The sequence below is a fragment of the Argonema galeatum A003/A1 genome, assembly GCF_023333595.1.
GTDB lineage: Bacteria > Cyanobacteriota > Cyanobacteriia > Cyanobacteriales > Aerosakkonemataceae > Argonema > Argonema galeatum.
This window is the reverse complement of sequence record NZ_JAIQZM010000015.1, coordinates 1-13,987: the sequence shown is the minus strand read 5'-3', so window position 1 is coordinate 13,987 and position 13,987 is coordinate 1. Positions and strand designations below refer to the sequence as shown.

Genomic DNA, 13,987 nt, shown 5'->3' with positions numbered 1-13,987 from the left:
CGCAAAAAGTTACGAAATGCCTATAAAAGAGACTGTTAAAGGGGTGGGAGAGGGAAGCTATTGGTATGCGAACTTACGAGGCACCTTTCGCAAGAACTGGGATATGCAAAATTTTCCCTTCGATCGTCACACACTGAACATCCCTTTTCTAGTGAGTTATCCCGATGCAACGCAGTTTCTATTTGAAGCGGATAAGAAGAATTCAGGCATAGATGACGCTATCCTGCTACAAGATGGTTGGCGGATTACCAGCTACAGTGTCGATGCCGGTATAACTCAATATCAAACTAACTTCGCCGACCCCAGAGCAACGGTTGACAAAATCGCTCAAGCCAACGTGAATATGACAATTGAGATCGAACGAACCAGTAACTTAAGCTTTATTAAGCTAGTTGGAGGCGTCTATATTGCTTTTGCTGTTTGCGCCGTATGCTTCCTATTGGATGCTTCCAATAGCGAACTTTATACGGGAATGTTAGGTTTACTGGTTGGAGCCCTCTTTGCGGTTTTCGTTAATCTACAGGCAGCCGGAGCGACTCTTGGGACAGCTGAAACGCTGACTATGATAGACCAAATTCATATCATCACAATGTTCTACATCTTAATGGCAATGGCAATGGAGACGCTGTTTTTTCTAGGTCACCAATCCGAATGGAGTATAAATATGACGAAAATCGAACACATCTGCGAGATTGGGTTTGTTGCGTCGTATGTGATAATCAATATTGTTATAATCATTGCCGGTCATAGTTATGGTTAAGTAGGCTATTTGCTGAAGAAATGCGATCGTTTTTTAAGATCGCGATCGCGCACTACAGCGGGTTTCAGTTGCATAAAGTACACCCGGACAAACCCGGTTTCTTGAAGAAACCGGGTTTCTCTGCGATCGCTCATTCCCCTAATGACCCGCAACAGAAAAACCTCGCCGAATACGTTTGTTATCGGCTAACTCCACCTGAAAACTAACGCGATCGCTCATTTCCCCACTTTTGACCTCTAACGTCCAATTCCCAGGACGCAGTTGCCAGAAAAAAGAATTAGATGACTGGGTTGCCACTTTTTCACCATTCAACCACCACTCTATAGGCTGATTTGATGCCGTAGCCAGTTTAAATTGTAACCTTTGCTCAGCAGGATATACCAAAAACACATCCCCGTTACGAGGAGATAATATTTTCAATCCGCTGGGTGCTAAATTAGGTTGCGGTTGCATTGCTAACCACTCGTTGTATTCCGCAGGTAAATTGAGGCGATACTGGGGTGATTTTCCATCGCTCGATACTATCTGATAAAAAGTATCTGGATGACTTTCATAATAGCTGATATCTTCGGGGTAAAAGTATTCTTGTACAACCGAAGGACAAGCAGGTGTTGGACGCAAACCGGAAATTGCACAAATAGGTTTTTGCACCAAACCTTTTGGAGGGGGAAAAGCAGCAGGTTCTCGATCTTCGTGTAAGTGTAACATGATGCGATTCCACAAAGGCGCTGCACCCATGACGCCGGAGACTTTTGCCATGCGATCGCCATCAAAATTTCCCACCCAAGTAGCCACAGTATAATCTCTCGTAAACCCCACCGTCCAAGTATCTCGAAAATTAGAAGAAGTCCCTGTTTTAACCGCTGCTGGAAATGGTAAAGCTAGCACCGATTCTACACCAAATCCTTTCGCACGAGCATGAGCATCGCTGAGCATATCGGTAATTAATGCCCATTCTGTGGGATTTGGGATTCTAATTCCCCCCTTGTTAAGGGGGGTAGGGGGGATCGAATTTTGGATTTTGCGCGAAGTGGGCGTCTTGGCGGTTCCCGTCACGATGCCCACCTTCGCAAGAGAGGATTTTGGATTTTGGATTGAGGAATTAGAAGTAGGATTTTGGATTGTGGGATGATAAAATGTAGTTACAAACGGTATTGCATCTCCTTGTCTTGCCATAGTGACATAAGCGCGAGCTAATTCCCAGAGAGTGACTTCGCCACTGCCCAAAGTTAACCCCAAACCGTAATATTCTGGGGGATAATTGAGATGGGAAAACCCCAGTTGATGCAGACGTTCTAGAAAAGTGGATACCCCAACTTTTTCCAACACTCGCACCGCCGGAATATTGAGAGAATTTGCTAAGGCAATGCGGACTCGCACGGGGCCTTGAAAAGTTTCGTTATAATCTTGAGGGCTATACAGTTTTGCGCCTGGAATCGCGTAATGAGTTGGCACATCGGCTAATACGGTATTGGGCTGAATTATCCGATTTTCTAAGGCTAATTCATATAAAAAAGGTTTAAGGGTTGAACCGGGTTGACGCAATGCTTGCACGCCGTCATTGCGACCTATTTCTGCTTCATTAAAATAATCTGGTGAACCGACATAAGCTAACACTTCGCCAGTGTGGTTGTTAATAACTAAAGCGGCGGCATGATGTACATTGTTAGGCGTGAGGATGCGGACTACTTCCTGCACTTGCGCTTCTACAAATTGCTGCAAAGGACGATCTATGGTGGTTCGCAGATGGGAAGGATGCGTTACTTTTAAATTCTCCTTGTCCAGTTCATTGGCTACCCAAAATAAGAACTGGGGTGCGGCGAGAATACCTTGCTTCCGAGGTTGAAGGGCAATTTCTTCGGTGTTGGCCCGATCGCTATTAACGGGAATAATATATCCCTCTTTCACCATGCGGTTTAAAACATAAATTTGTCGCCGTTTCAGTGCAGGCAAATTATGGTAAGGATTCAGATTAGTCGGATCGTTGGGTAAGGCGGCGAGAAGCGTCGCTTGTGCCAAATTCAAGTCACTCGCCGGAATGCCAAAATAAACGCGGGCAGCTGCTTCTACACCATAAATATTTCCTCCCATTGGTAAGCGGTTGATATAGGCAGAAAAGATTTGATTTTTGGTCATACCTGCTGCTAACCGCCAAGATAACCAAATTTCTTGAATTTTTCCCCAAAAAGTGCGCGGAACGGGGTCTATCATCCGCGCCAGTTGCATGGTAATGGTGGAAGCGCCTGAAACAATTCTTTTGGCTTGAATTGCTTGCTGAAACGCCCGTGCGATCGCTTTTATATCCAGCGCCCCATGCTGGTAAAATCCCCCATCTTCGGCGGCGATGATGGCGTTTTTGAAGTGGGGCGAAACTTCATTTAAGGGGATAACGGCGGTATGTTCTTGGTTACGGCTGAGTAATGTTCCCAAAGGTAAGCCGTTGCGATCGCTAAATTCGATCGCTTGCCGATCCTGAATCAAATCTTTAGTATGAATAGGAGCTAGATAGGGGATACTTCGCACTGTTATCCCCAGCAACAACAAAATGCAGGTTACTTGAACCGCTTTTCTAAGAATCGGATTTTGCCAAAACTGATGGAAAATTGGATTGTTCATCAGTCACCCTTTACTATTGGGTAATTCCAGAAAAAGTGCCATTTCAACCCTCAATTAATAGCCAGAATCGCTTATCTTCTACAATTCCGTCAAAATCTGGGTCAGTTTTTGCCTGTGTGCGATACTTGGGATTGAGTGCGATCGCCTTCTGTAGGTTTTCTACCGCTGATTTCACTCGCTCCTGCAAGGCATAACAGACTGCCTTATTGTAATAGGCATTGCCATATTTTGGTTCGAGAGCCAAAGCGCGATCGAAGCTATCAAGCGCTTCTTTGTCGCGCTCTAGTTTGACTAGCATCTCACCTTTATAATTCCACGCTTTATGGGAATCAGGATTTAATTCGATCGCTTTGTCAAAAGAATCAACAGCTTCTTCATATCGTTCTAAAACGCTCAAAGCCAAACCTCTATTTAACCAGGCTACCCCATCATCCGGCTGAACATTGACAGCTTTGTCAAAAGAGTTAAAAGCTTCCTCATGCTGTTGCAATGTTCCTAGCACCACACCTCTATTCACCCATGCTTCATGATAATCCGGCTTGATTTCCAGCGCTTTATCCAATGACGCGATCGCATCTTCATATTGTTTCAACCTCCCCAGAGTCATACCCCTTTGCAACCAAGCTTTGCTGTCGTCTGGTTGAATTTGAACGGTTTTGTTAAAAGCGGCGAGTGCTATTTCATACCGCTGTAACTCTTTCAGAGCCAGACCTCGATGATACCAAATGTTAGGATCGTCTTGTTTAAGTTCAAGTGCTTTGTCCAACGAGGCGATCGCATTTTCATACTGCTGTAACTCCCAGAAAGCAAGACCCCGCTGATATAAAACTGTAGAGTTATCCGGCTTTATTTCAATACCGCGATCGTAGTTAGCGATCGCTTCTTCATACCGCCCTTCTGAGAATAGCGCATTTCCGCGATCGATATAATCATCCGCAGTCAAGAAAAACTCAGGATGATTAGATTTCAGCCGCTCAAGTTGTTCGCTCAAAGCTTGCATTTTCTCTGCCACTTCAGGGATGATAGCCTCTACCATCGATGTCGGCGTATTTGCAGCTAATTGCTGTATGATTAAATCCTTCTGAGTTTGAGCTTGTCCTATCACTTCGGAAAGATTTTGAGCAAATGCAGTCTCCAATTTTTCTATATTCTGAAGAGTTACATCCTTTCGCGTCTGAATTTCTGTCTGTAGTTGGGATACGCGATCGATAATCTCTGCGTTCAACTTTTCCAGATTCTCTAAGTTCAGATTTTTTCTGCCTTGAATTTCAGAATCTAATTTGGAAAATTGGGTCTTGGCCGAACTTTCTAATTTCTCCAGGCTCTGAATAGTTTGTTTTCTCTTTTCTTGAATACCCGATTGCGAAGTTGAAACCTGAGTGGCAAATTCAGTTTCCAGAGTTTTGATATTCTGGAGTATCTGAGTCATTTGTCCTTGAATCTGGGACTGCGACCCTGAGACATGAGTCCCCATTTCACTCCCCAATCGCTCTAAATTCGTCACTGCATCTTGATAAAGCTGTTTAATTTTTTCTTCTGCACTCGCCTGAACTCCAGATAGCTTCGGCGCAACCTCAGCTTCTAGTTTTTTCAGGTTTTGCAATATTAAATCACGTTGCTTTTGCGTATCTAGATTAAGTGCAGACAGTTGTTTGGAGAAATCAGTTTGCGATTGTTTTATGTTCTGCCATACAGCCTCTTTTTGCACTTTTATGTCTATCTCAATTTCCGAAAGCTGAGGAACAAAGTCAGAGGCTAATTTTTCGATGTTTTGGATAACTAAATCGCGTTGTTTTTCTACCTTCTTATGAACATCTAAAAGCTGAGTCGCTAACGCTGTTTCCGAACTTTCTAGATAGTGCAACACAACTTTCTTCTGTGCTTCGACAGCAGTTTGCATTTCTGAAAGTTGAGGAGCAAATTCTGAGCTTAATTTTTCTAGATTTTGAACAATTAAACCTTTGTGTTTTTGGGCATCCGATCCGAGTTCGGAGAGTTGAGATGTAAACTCATGCTCTAATTTTTCCAGCGAGCTTTGAGCATCTTTTATTTGCGTCTCTAATGCCGTTAATGCTTGTTGCTTAGATTGAGATACTTGGGATAGGAGTTGAGAGATATTGTCTAGTCTGACATCTATCTCTTGGTGGAAATCTTCGGCCCGATCGCTTAACTCATCCCCCATATCCTCAGCTTTTGCCAGCAAGGTTTGCACTTTTTGATTGGCGCTGGTAACCTTACTCTGCAAGTCATCCAGTTGATTAAGATGGTTTGTGACGATCTCTGTAACCTCTGTCATCACCGATCGCCGCAATAGCCACAAGGCAACGATCGCAGCTGCCAAAAGCAGTGCTAGGGTGGCAAGCAATACATTAAACAGGGTCGTCGTCCGACTAAAAGCGCGATTCGCCTGAGCTTGAACTTGGTTTTGAATGCGCCTCTGTTCTCGCAATTGCTCCAGTTCTCGCCGTTCGCTAGAGGAAATCGCCAGAGTAGCACTACCTTCTTTTGTAGAGGAAGTGGGTTGAGCTAAAGCAAGACTAACAGACAACAGCACAGTCGAAAGAACGACACTGCCTTGCGATACCAACGCGAAAAGGTAAGGATGCTTGCGCTTCATAGGAACTACCTTGTCTGTAGAGCGGGTTTGGCCCGAACTGGTAAAAATCACCAGTAGACTATTACCTAAAGTAGCACGGGAGTCTGAAAGCCCTTCCAACTTACTACTCATAGCCATGTTCTTCGATCGATTGTTCATATACTCCGCACAGACCCATTCATTGTACCGTAAAGCCTGAAAGCATTGATTTTTCGATCGCGCTCTCACCGCTGGGGTGACTCAGTTTAGATTGAAAAGAACGGCGTAGATCACACACAACTTGTTCGCCGGTAGAACCGACGCCTTACAAGATTTTCAGGGCTTTGGCTGTCATTTCTGTTCGCCGGTAGAAGCCAGCGATCGACATCCGGCACAGGTTCCGACTCGTTGTTTGCAAGGGTTTGAGGCTCCTGTGCCGGATGTGCCGGTAAAAAATTCATCTGAATTTTCACACTATCTGGCACAGATGCAGATGCGATCGCAGCCGTTTATACCTGGAAAACCTTATTTTTTCGTCAAATATTGCAAGGATTAAGCGGACTCGAACCTTTGACTGCTGTACAAGATTTCTGGTGATTAGATGGCTACCTTCCTCTAAAGTCATCGTAAAAGCAGAGTTAGTTATATAGTGATTAAGATATAATACAGTTTAAAAAAAAGATAAAAAGTGAGAACCCGTGCAATATAGGCTTCCTTCTCCCAATCTAGGCGATCGCGCAATCGTAAGAAGTGAAGATGAAAAGCCATTTTCAGCCGAAGACATGGCGGAGGCTGCAAAAAAGCTTGCAAATGCTTCCAACATCCCTCTGCCTGATAGTTTTGAATGGAGCGCTTCCTCTGAAGCAAAACTTATTCGATTCGTAGGGTCTGTTTTGGTCGCGAAGGACATACTTGTGAATCCCGATCCTTCCAAAGATTATTCACATGGAGTCGGTAACGTCGAACGGGTGGATACCCAACAAATATTGTCAGTAGTTTACTTGCCTCAAGAATACAGTCTACGGGCTACCCCGACAACTGTTAATAGGCAGAGCGCCGCTGGAGGTGGGATATCTGGAATCAGCAAATTTTCTGATACATTTTATAAATTTAGTCTTGTGGATAACAATGGAATTTTAGTACCCACAAGCAGTTCAATTTCATTCCCTGTCAACAGATTAAACAATTACCCAGAACTTATAGGTTATCATTATTTCCAATCCTATTCTTGGTGGGTTAGTTTCCAGAGTTTTGAGCTATGGCATTCAACTACCAGTAACAATATTTATGAAATTTCTGAAACGCCAATAATTAGGCCCGATCCATTACCGCCACCGCCACCACCACCTATCTTCTATTCACCACAGCCACCACCGCCACCACCGCCACCACCGCCACCACCACCGTGCGATATTCAAATAGGCAATGATACCGATGATGGCTATTTCTGCATGACTTACGCAGAATATAATAACTACAAAGCTTCTAATCAAGGTGCTCAAACAGCTTTAGACAATACCGCTAGTTTTTTAAGAGGATTACCTTAATGCCTATCATAAATGGCGGAACCGCTGAATACGCAAACATTGTGGCTTCGCAAACGCAAACAGCAACAAAAATCGACGAAGTTAGAGAGATACTGGAAGCCCAATTTAGAAGGTCAATTCCCCAAAATGAAATCATCTCGGTAGTCGATGATGTTGATGATGTTTTTCGTACAGCTTCTCAGGGCATACAGCCTACAAGTAGAGTGGCTGTAAATCCAGCGTTGATGGAAAAACTAGCCGAGCAAACTGCTGGGTTACGAAGTGGATTAAACAATTTTAAAATAGCAGCGCCCACTATTGGTGAGGGCGGGATAGGTGGTCTGGCTGCCTTTGGAAGCAAGGCATTAGTAGTACTAGGGAGGGTATGTCAAGTAATCACCGTAGTCCAGATGATAATTGATGCACTGAGAATTGGGTATACAATTCTTAGCAATATTGTCACTGAGTTAACAAATAGGCTTACAGGAGTTGAAGCTACAGTAACTTCTGTAGACGGGCAGCATCAAAGAACCCGGTCCCGCGTTAACGGGCTAGAAACTGGATTATTGGGCACAGAAATTCTTGCCAGACAAGCATTTTCAAACGCGAATTTAGCTTTGAACTTAGGCAACACTAACAGTACTCGCATAACTGAACTGGAGACGCAAGTGGCGAATTTAGAAGAATTAATCAAAAGTAATCACGCTGCCACCATGTTTACCTTTGAGAAAGAATCAGAATTAATCAAAAGTAATCACACTGATACTATGGGTGCGTTTGAGAATACTTTCACGTGGCAGGAGAACAACAGGTCGGAGAAAACAGCAACTCTTTCGAGAGCGGCTGTAGAGAGAGAGAATGGAATGTTATTCCAAACGGCTGAAGTTCTTTCTAAAGCAGTAGAAGGAAATCCACCTGAATCAGCCACAGACAGCGATTACCAAAGCGCTGTTAACGCTGGGCACGCAATTTCAGCAGGTACAGTGGGATATGCAATATTTAAGAACAGGCAAGCGATTACTACTGCTGTTAATGGCGTCGGGACAATAGTTAAGGAAGGAATCGATACATTAAAAACTCAAGGTGCAAAACTTGGAAAAATAATTAATTTAGGTCAAGTTATGCAAACAGTTTCGGTTATTATTTCTTTACACAATGCTCTAATATTAAGTAGAGATATTGGCCAGACATTATTCACTGTGGTCGATAACGGCTTGAATGCCGTGTTAAATGCCTTTGGAATTAAAAATGTAAATGATGAAGGCGTGACGACAGAGAAATCTATTAAAGAATTCCTGGAAACTATAGCTAAAAGCTTTTTCGGTGTCCAAACTTGGGAGCAACTGAAGCAAAAATGGGCAGCAGCGAACGCCATCATTGCCTCTGGGAGTACCCTTTTGCAAAGCATCAATGATTTAGCCAACACGACTGGTTCTTTGGCAGCTATGGCTGCTGAGAACAGCGGAAAGATAGGCAATATTATGCGCCGTAGCGGGCTAACGCAAGATATTGGTACTTGGTTTCCGGAAAACTACAACACCGAAACTGTTTTCGCTAGAAAGATGCGCGAAAGCCTGGAATCCGTTCAAAACATTGCACAAACCTTTGAAACCATCACCTCTTCAGTAGTTCAAAGTCAACAGAATATTCAAGAAATCAAGGAAAATAACGACAAATTTATGGACACAATTGAAAAAGAAGCGCCCAAATTTCGCCTTGACAATAAGCCAGTTAAAGATGCTAGTGATAAAGACAAAGCTGACTCAAAAGGCGCTGAAGTAACAGAAGAAGACAAAAAGCCAACAAGTGGAGATGAGTAAATGACTCTTCCTAAAGATGAGGCAGAACATTTAAAAAGTTTGATGATTAGATTGCACAACCCCCGCGTCAAGAGGCATTTTAAAGATGCTCCAGATGACGATATTATTACTCAAGGTGCAGCTAGCATAAAGGCTGGCTGCACAATCAAGCCTTCAGATAGCCTGTTAATAGCTCTAACCAGAGCCTGGTTATTTGAGGTAACTGTTGAGAATGCTAGTCGAATGCACCCCGCTATCTACGGAGTCCCAACCCCAACGCATTGGGATAATATTAAGCTAGAAGGACTACCGCAAGTACTATTATTTTTTGAGCAAGACGCCGCATCCATACCTAGTGAATTCTCTAGAATACAGGCAGAAATATCATTCAGATTAATAAAAGAAACTGCCGCCTCAATGACAAAGGCAAAGGCTAAAACCATTGCTCAAAACATCAAGAACGCTTTTGGAAATAGCCCCACTTGGGAATTTACCAAAGGGGATAAAATTTGCTCTTATAAAAAAAAAGAGGAAGGCTATTGGATACAAATTTACGTTTCTAGCGAGCAGAAAGGAAAAGAAGTTATAAATAAAATCTTGTCCATTCAGAATCACAGTTTTGACGAAAACTGTTTTTTTTGCAGTACCAAACCAGAAAAAGACTCTATTAATAACCCAACTGGTACACGAAGGGTTTACGAAAAACAAAAAAAGAAAAAACGTTACCGGCCCACGGCGAACGTGCGATTCAGGTACGCGACCTTAAACATTGACGGCATCGACCCAATAGTGCTTTACGACCCCTACAGACGCCTTCGCGAAGCTGGCTTAGTATCTCCCTCAGCCGAGCATTAGGTTTTTGTCAACCCAATACGGAACGTCTTCACCTTCCTCGCGCACTGAAGCCTAGAAAAGAGTGATAAAACTGAATTATCGATATTAACCGAGTGAAATGGCAGACCCAAAAGGACTTTATGGAAAAACTTACGGGGATATAATTATCGCCTTTAGAGCATCAAAGGCCGTGTATGAACCCCTGAAAACAGCGCTTGGGCTCGAATCTGTTTCGGACGCCGAGCGAGGAAAAGCACTTGTTGTGGCAGCCGCTCGAGGTGGATTTCGGCGTCTGGGCATTGCCTACAAAATTAGCACAACCAAAATGGGGACAGGCTCAGTCTGGTGTGCGCCTGACAAATTTGAGGAGGCATCTAAAATGTCAACGGGTAAATACCGAGATCATGAGATTGACCATGCCTATCAACCTTTAGACACTAACAGGGCGTAATAGTATGTTTATCAAGACATATGGAATCTGTACCTTTGACGGAAATGGGAATGCGATCCGCTTCTACGATGGCGCGACGCATCAAGAGGATTACAAGCATCTTCGGTTATTTGCTGAGAGCGATATTGTAGTAGTTCGCATGGAACAAGGTTCCCACCAGAGACTTAACCCTCTAAGTGACGTTAGACTTGTTGAGTTTGTTGTGGAATTACCTTTTAACATTGGTCAACCTGAGCCTCCGGTTCCGCCCGACCTGCCACCAGTACCAGTAATAGAAGAATTGAAAGAGGTATTTTCAACTTCCACCAAGGTAGCAATGCCTCTGACAACCGAAGTAAATGCCTTGGCAACTTAGGGATTATTTTACTGTCGTCAAATCAAGCATTTCGCAACAGCAATTTACCAGTTTCAACTTGGTAATCAAAGCAGCGCTGCCTTTAAATCCTAGACACTGGATTGCTGCTGGCTGGTGCAAAGCAATTTGGAATGAACCTTTTGTCGGAAACATTGAAAGTGAATCGTTTACCTTGTCAATTGGCAAGGCGAAATTAATCACTTTGCCTAATCTATCTCCTTACCAGATTCAAGTAGATCTGCGTGAGTGGATAGAATCAGTCAACATTGAAATTTACGAATTTATGGAGCAAAAAAAATGGCCAAGATTGCGCCTTCTACGGCATTTAGTACCTGGGCAATTGACGCGGGTACAGGAGTGATTACGCTAAATATTTCCGATTTCACGGGAGTCAGTGCCGCCGAGTTGCACGCTACCACTGGGGATATCGGCGTTTTTATCCGAGCCATCAACGATAAGCTAGCTAGCTTCTACTTCAACCTAGGAACAGCCGATCGCCCAGCACGCTGGAGTGTCATCAAGGGGACTGGTTCAGCCGTTGCAATCAATGGAGCAGTCAATCCTCAGCGAATCCCTTACACAGTGAACGTAGATGTCGCCGCACCCGCCGCGCAATATGAAATTGTCCCTGAGTAATTGACAGCCATAACCCTATCAAGTCAATTTGATAGGGTTATCTCTCACACTAAAAACTTGCAAACATGGATACAGAAGAAGAAGCGATACAGTCATTTCTTGAAGCCGAAAAAGCGGCTAAGTTATTTTCACCTAAATCCAGAAGATCTGTTATTTTAACTGTGCCTAGCGGTGAAATTGCTTTTGAACTTGGCGCAGATGGTGTTTGGCTTCGGTTTGATTGCGATTGTGAAGATGCTTTGCCCTATTGTCAAGCGCAATGCTGTAGTTTTCAAGGGACTGTCGTTTTCCCGGACGAAATCGAAAAAAGCGAAGTATTGCGAAGAGAAACCGTTTTCGACGAGCAGCGTGGTGGGTGGATAATGCAGAGGGGCTCAGACGGCGCTTGCTCGTGCCTTGATAGAAGCACCCGAACTTGCCAAATATACGAAGAAAGACCAATGACTTGCCAGCAATTTCATTGCACCAGAGGGGCGTCTGTCCGAGGCTTTAAGCAGCTTAACCACGTTGTGCGCCAAAATCATCTTTTATGAGTGGGGAAATCCTTGGGGATTTGCTAGGAGAAATTCAGGGGTTAACCGCACCTATCATGCCCTTAACCCTTACTATTGAATCTCAAAATTTCACGATTCAAGCTACTTCCGACACAGAGGTGAATGGCTTCCAAGCAGGGATGGTAAAAATTTTCTCCTTGTTTGAACACGGCAAACTTCTTTTGGAAGAATTCGCTTTACCGCTGAATCAATACCGAGAAGTAAGCGTAGCTTCTCCTACCACTTCAGTAGATATTGAAATTTCCCCTCCGTACTGGATAGAGCAGATTAAGATTAGGGCCTGGGAAACCCTTAATCTGCTTCAAGCGACAGAAACCCAAACTATCCCTCAACCCCCAATCTCTACCCCCGCAAGCCTAGTGCAGGTACAAGTTGCACCCGCACTCAAGAATCGCTCCCGACTTAATATTTGTAACTTGAGCAATTCAAAAATGCTGATTCGGTACGGCGGCAACGGAATTTCGGAACAGGTTTTCGATGAATTGATTCTTCCTTACTGGAATTTTCAATACACCGAAAATGTCCCGCCCGAAGAATCTATTGATGCACTTTGGATTTTGGAGGAAGAGACAGAAATTGAGGGCTATTGCGTAATTTCTCAATGTACTCGCTCGCTATTGGTCGTAAATTAATTATGCGTGCCGAAGAAATCGCTTTGTACTTAGCTTTGATTTGTAATGCGATCCAGTTAGTTTCTTGGTGGAATACGAGTCAGAGAAAACGCTACGCAAGCGAATTAGATTTTGTCTCCATTAAAGAAGGGCAGAGAACGATACTTGAACAAGTTAAACACTTAGAAAAACAGATTGAATCTCATGAAATTCAAGCTTATAGGCGAGCCAAGGACATTGAATCACACTTAATTGATGAATTGAAAGAAGTAAAAGCCATCACCAACGCTTTAATAGTGAAAATGACTGGAGATTCAATCTCAGATATTTTGAGGAAAAAAGATGACATTTAACCCCGTTAGAGTCAAAGACTACACCGCTTTATTTGGTGCTGTAGCTGAAAGCGCTGCTACAGACCACACAAGCTCTTCCGGCCTCAATGGCTTGTTAAAAGCAATTCTTAGAGATTTTAGAGCCAGAATTCCTTCTTTATCGAATGGCAGAATCCCTGTAATTCTGGCAAATTCTAGCGCTAGCAGCGTGACTATCGCGTCTGTTTCGGTTACCACCGCGTCGGCGGTTTTATTTGCGGCGAATGCAAACAGGATTGATTGGACGGTGGAACACAAAGGCACTTCTGGGGAAGCCTATATCACTGAGGGGGTGGCTGCAACAGTTGCACTTGGAAAAACCGTTAGTGTTGATGGCGAGCGTAGCCAAGAACAAATTTACGGCGGTGTTATAAACGTCATTGGGTCAATCGCTTTGACCTTGCAAAGTACAGAGTATTCAGCCTAAAAAAAAACGAATGGAACTTTTTAAACTTTCAGAAACTGCTACGCTCCTGGGGACTATCGAGCCACCACTTACCGAACAGTGGTGTGTGATGGCTTTACCGTCTAACTCTGGCTGGGTGAGTATAGAATTACCCGATAAATCCCCCTTGATTTATCCTTTGCGGCCTGGTGCAATATTTGCGATCGCAGCAGAGTATGAGGGGAAAATCGTAGGTAAATTGGGTGCTGTAGGAACTCCACTGCCTACCACGGGTGCGGTGATTTTCTTCTCCAATGAAGAGTACGCGGAAGTAGAAGCTTATGTCGGCACCGTCAGCATATCCGGTTAGGGGGTTTGGGTCTGGGACTGGACACACTCACAGTAATAAATCCACTTTGGATGCTATCACTGGCAACGAATGGTATCGTATCCTTTACGCCGATTCCAACTGGAATTTGGTAATCGGATACGGCACGAATCAAATTTACTTCCG

17 protein-coding genes are annotated in these 13,987 nt (G+C 43.8%); 14 read left to right on the top strand and 3 right to left on the bottom strand.

Annotation, left to right across the window (positions count from 1 at the left end):
• A partial coding sequence (locus LAY41_RS16760; protein WP_249100170.1) for a ligand-gated ion channel occupies positions 1 to 760 on the top strand: 760 nt, incomplete at its 5' end.
• A gap of 5 nt (positions 761 to 765) precedes the next feature.
• Here LAY41_RS16760 and LAY41_RS32305 read toward each other — a convergent pair.
• The 3 genes from LAY41_RS32305 to LAY41_RS16750 are packed head-to-tail and all read right to left on the bottom strand — an operon-like array spanning position 766 to position 6,104.
• Positions 766 to 894: a hypothetical protein gene (locus LAY41_RS32305; protein ID WP_275974194.1), complete on the bottom strand. Its 129-nt coding sequence runs from the start codon at positions 892 to 894 to the stop codon at positions 766 to 768.
• A gap of 4 nt (positions 895 to 898) precedes the next feature.
• Positions 899 to 3,376, bottom strand: a complete 2,478-nt coding sequence (pbpC, locus tag LAY41_RS16755; protein WP_249100167.1) for a penicillin-binding protein 1C — start codon at positions 3,374 to 3,376, stop codon at positions 899 to 901.
• Between the two features lie 43 nt (positions 3,377 to 3,419).
• Complete coding sequence (locus tag LAY41_RS16750; RefSeq protein ID WP_249100164.1) at positions 3,420 to 6,104, bottom strand: tetratricopeptide repeat protein; 2,685 nt, start codon at positions 6,102 to 6,104, stop codon at positions 3,420 to 3,422.
• 148 nt (positions 6,105 to 6,252) lie between these two features.
• Between LAY41_RS16750 and LAY41_RS16745 the strand changes: the two genes are divergently transcribed.
• The 13 genes from LAY41_RS16745 (at position 6,253) to LAY41_RS16685 (ending at position 13,843) form a co-directional block, all read left to right on the top strand.
• Positions 6,253 to 6,507, top strand: coding sequence for a hypothetical protein (locus tag LAY41_RS16745; RefSeq protein WP_249100161.1), 255 nt, complete (start codon positions 6,253 to 6,255; stop codon positions 6,505 to 6,507).
• 142 nt (positions 6,508 to 6,649) lie between these two features.
• Positions 6,650 to 7,498 carry a hypothetical protein gene (locus LAY41_RS16740; protein WP_249100158.1) on the top strand — a complete coding sequence of 283 codons (849 nt, stop codon included), beginning with the start codon at positions 6,650 to 6,652 and terminating at the stop codon, positions 7,496 to 7,498.
• Positions 7,498 to 9,297 carry a hypothetical protein gene (locus LAY41_RS16735; RefSeq protein WP_249100154.1) on the top strand — a complete coding sequence of 600 codons (1,800 nt, stop codon included), beginning with the start codon at positions 7,498 to 7,500 and terminating at the stop codon, positions 9,295 to 9,297. Before LAY41_RS16740 ends, LAY41_RS16735 begins: the two co-directional genes overlap by 1 nt.
• Entirely contained in the window at positions 9,298 to 10,131 is an 834-nt protein-coding gene (locus LAY41_RS16730) for a hypothetical protein (RefSeq protein ID WP_249100151.1), read from the top strand.
• A 97-nt stretch (positions 10,132 to 10,228) separates the two neighbouring features.
• Positions 10,229 to 10,561 (top strand): hypothetical protein, encoded by a 333-nt coding sequence (locus LAY41_RS16725; protein ID WP_249100148.1) that lies wholly within the window; start codon positions 10,229 to 10,231, stop codon positions 10,559 to 10,561.
• 4 nt (positions 10,562 to 10,565) lie between these two features.
• On the top strand, positions 10,566 to 10,916 hold the full coding sequence (locus LAY41_RS16720; protein ID WP_249100144.1) for a hypothetical protein: 351 nt from the start codon (positions 10,566 to 10,568) through the stop codon (positions 10,914 to 10,916).
• Entirely contained in the window at positions 10,900 to 11,277 is a 378-nt protein-coding gene (locus LAY41_RS16715) for a hypothetical protein (protein WP_249100141.1), read from the top strand. Before LAY41_RS16720 ends, LAY41_RS16715 begins: the two co-directional genes overlap by 17 nt.
• A complete protein-coding gene (locus LAY41_RS16710) occupies positions 11,274 to 11,552 on the top strand; it encodes a hypothetical protein (protein ID WP_249100138.1) in 279 nt (92 codons plus the stop codon). Before LAY41_RS16715 ends, LAY41_RS16710 begins: the two co-directional genes overlap by 4 nt.
• A 65-nt stretch (positions 11,553 to 11,617) precedes the next feature.
• Entirely contained in the window at positions 11,618 to 12,085 is a 468-nt protein-coding gene (locus tag LAY41_RS16705; RefSeq protein WP_249100136.1) for a YkgJ family cysteine cluster protein, read from the top strand.
• Positions 12,082 to 12,738, top strand: a complete 657-nt coding sequence (locus LAY41_RS16700) for a hypothetical protein (protein ID WP_249100133.1) — start codon at positions 12,082 to 12,084, stop codon at positions 12,736 to 12,738. Before LAY41_RS16705 ends, LAY41_RS16700 begins: the two co-directional genes overlap by 4 nt.
• Before the next feature lie 2 nt (positions 12,739 to 12,740).
• Positions 12,741 to 13,070: a hypothetical protein gene (locus LAY41_RS16695; RefSeq protein ID WP_249100131.1), complete on the top strand. Its 330-nt coding sequence runs from the start codon at positions 12,741 to 12,743 to the stop codon at positions 13,068 to 13,070.
• The gene (locus LAY41_RS16690) at positions 13,060 to 13,515 is read left to right on the top strand and encodes a hypothetical protein (RefSeq protein ID WP_249100127.1); all 456 of its coding nucleotides are present in this window, start codon (positions 13,060 to 13,062) and stop codon (positions 13,513 to 13,515) included. The genes LAY41_RS16695 and LAY41_RS16690 overlap by 11 nt, the downstream gene beginning before the upstream one ends.
• Before the next feature lie 10 nt (positions 13,516 to 13,525).
• Entirely contained in the window at positions 13,526 to 13,843 is a 318-nt protein-coding gene (locus LAY41_RS16685; protein WP_249100124.1) for a hypothetical protein, read from the top strand.
• Positions 13,844 to 13,987 lie beyond the last annotated feature (144 nt).